This window comes from Ideonella sp. B508-1 (genome assembly GCF_000333615.1).
GTDB lineage: Bacteria > Pseudomonadota > Gammaproteobacteria > Burkholderiales > Burkholderiaceae_C > Ideonella.
In genome coordinates, this window is sequence record NZ_BADL01000358.1 from 1 (window position 1) to 2,372 (window position 2,372).

Annotated in this window: 4 protein-coding genes; 2 read left to right on the forward strand and 2 right to left on the reverse strand. The window is 69.5% G+C overall.

Features of this window, described 5'->3' with window-relative positions; all coding sequences use genetic code 11:
* Positions 1 to 316: AMP-binding protein (locus I73_RS28180; RefSeq protein ID WP_148289807.1), on the reverse strand; the 316-nt coding region annotated here is incomplete at its 3' end.
* A 308-nt stretch (positions 317 to 624) separates the two neighbouring features.
* Here I73_RS28180 and I73_RS34050 point away from each other — a divergent pair.
* Positions 625 to 867, forward strand: a complete 243-nt coding sequence (locus I73_RS34050; RefSeq protein WP_083876776.1) for a hypothetical protein — start codon at positions 625 to 627, stop codon at positions 865 to 867.
* A 65-nt stretch (positions 868 to 932) separates the two neighbouring features.
* On the forward strand, positions 933 to 1,286 hold the full coding sequence (locus I73_RS31755) for an H-NS family nucleoid-associated regulatory protein (RefSeq protein WP_022981389.1): 354 nt from the start codon (positions 933 to 935) through the stop codon (positions 1,284 to 1,286).
* On the opposite strand, the gene recD is transcribed toward I73_RS31755, so the two are convergent.
* A partial coding sequence (gene recD, locus I73_RS28185; protein WP_022981390.1) for an exodeoxyribonuclease V subunit alpha occupies positions 1,225 to 2,372 on the reverse strand: 1,148 nt, incomplete at its 5' end. The two genes, I73_RS31755 and recD, sit on opposite strands and share 62 nt — an antisense overlap.

Here is a 2,372-nt window from a genome sequence, read left to right on the forward strand (position 1 = left end):
GGCGGTCTTTGGCCAGCATCAGCAGCACGCGGTCGCCGCGTCGCACACCTTGGGCCCGCAGCCAGTTGGCCGCCTGGCTGGAGCGCTGCGACATTTGGGCAAAACTCAGCTTTTCCTCGCGCCCGTCCTCCTCGACGATCCACAGGGCCGGCGCGTCATTGCCCCGGGCCATCACATCGAAATAATCCAGGGCCCAGTTGAAGCGGTCCAGCGTCGGCCATTGGAAGCCGGCATAGGCGGTGGCGTAGTCCTCTCGGTGGTCTTGCAGAAACTGGCGGGCCTGGAGAAAGGCCTGCGTGGCGGCGTTGTCGCTCATGGCTGCGGGCTCGGCGGCGTTGAAGAAGATGCCGCCCAGCTTAGGCAGCACCGCCGCGGGCCGGAAGCCTGGGAGAAGCCCGGATGCGAGGGTGTTCCGGCGCGGAACACCCGTGGCCCTGCTTCAGGTCAAGGCGCCGCCCGAATCGGGCACACCATCCCCAGTTCGCGGGTATTCACCGGGCAGAAAAGCTGGCCCGATTTGTGCAGCTGCGCGATAATAAGAGGTTATCGAAGCAGACACGGCCTCCCACAAGGCGGTTTGTCTGCAAAACCGGTTGTTGAACTTTTTCGTTTGAGGAGCGTATTCTGGCCAAGGACGATCCCAAGACCGCCATCGACGCCGGTGGTCTGCGTTACCGCTCGAAAGTGGCGGGTTCTCCCTTCTCCGCGACAGGTGCCTTCGGCGCCGCCACGATGTCGTGTTTCCTGTGTGGCAAGCATCGCCCCCGAGCCCAGCTGAAGTCCCGCAAGCTGCTCGGCAAATCCCAAGCCGTGTGTGCGCCTTCGTGCAAAGAGCTCGAAGCCATGCTGGCTGCCAACAAAGCCTGATTTCGCCTCTGCGGCGCACCGCTTTCCCGGCGGTGCGCCTTTTTTGTGGGTGAATCCGAGCCCCCATGCACGACGACGAGTCGCCTCTGCCCAGCCACCTGACCGATCCGGCCGCTGATCTGCCGACGGCAGACGCGCTTTCGCAGCCCCTGTCCCGCCGCGAGCGGGCCGCTGTCATCGCGCGCATTGAGGCCCTGATGGAGTACTGGGGCATCACGGTGGCCGATCTGGAGGGGGAGACCCCGGACCTGCCCCCGCCCACCGCCGCCCCCCGCGCGGTCAAGTACCGCCATCCCGTCACCGGTGACACCTGGGACGGTGACGGCCCTCACCCCGACTGGCTGCGCAGCGCCCTGCTCAAGGAAGGCTATCGCCTGGACGAACTGCGCCCGGGTCCAGCATCCGAAGCAGACCACTGACCCGCCGGGTCGGCTGCTGCACCGCCTCCTCCAGGGCTCCGGCGCGGGCCGTCACCAGAGTGAGGGCCTCACGGGCCCGGGTGATGCCGGTGTAGACCAGCTCGCGGCTCAGCAGCGAGCCGGCCTGCTCGGGCAGCACCAGAACGGTGTGCCAAAACTCCGACCCCTGGCTCTTGTGCACCGTCATGGCGAACGCCGTCTCGACATGGGCCAGGCGGCCCACGCCCACCGAGCGCAGCGTCTGCCCGTCCAGGAACCAGGCCCGCAGCGCCTCGCTGCGCGCCCCTGGCAGCACCATGCCGATGTCGCCGTTGAACACGCCCAGGGCCGGGTCGTTGCGGGTGACCATCACCGGTCGGCCCACGTACCACTCGCCCTGAGGCCGCAGGCCCAGGCGGGCCAGGGCCTGGGGCACGGCACGGTTCAGGGCCTCGGTGCCCCAGGCCCCGTCGCGCACGGCGCACAGCAGGCGAAAGCGGTCGAAGGTCATGAGCACCTGCCGCACCCAGTCTTCATGCGCCCGCTGCGCCGGCTCGCCCTCACCGGGGGCGGGCCGATCCTTCAACAGGGCCACATAGGCGCCATAGCCCCCCGGTGCGCCATCACGGCCGGCACAGGCCAGTGACAGCAGCGCCTCGGGCTGCCCGCCCTGCAGGGTGCGGATCGCCGGGTCCTCGGCCCGGGGGTGCGTGGTCAGCAAGGCCTGCACGGCCGCCCGGTCCCCGGCGTTGACGGCCTGTGCCAACTGGCCGATGGCGCCGCCGAAGCGCCGGCTCTCCCGCAGCATCACGGTGTGCTGGGCCAGACGCGGGCCGGCATCGTCGGCGTACTCGGTGGGAAGTTGCACGCCGGCGCTGACGGCCAGGTGGGCGCGGGTGGCCGCGTCGTAACGGCCGGCCACCGCATCGCGGCACAGGTCGCCCAGCACCGCCCCGGCCTCGACCGACGCCAGCTGGTCCTTGTCGCCCAGCAGCACCAGCCGGGCGCCGGGCGGCAGCGCGGCCAGCACCGCGGCCATCATCTCCAGGTGGACCATGGAGGCCTCGTCCACGATCAGCACGTCCAGCTCCAGCGGATGGCGGGCAT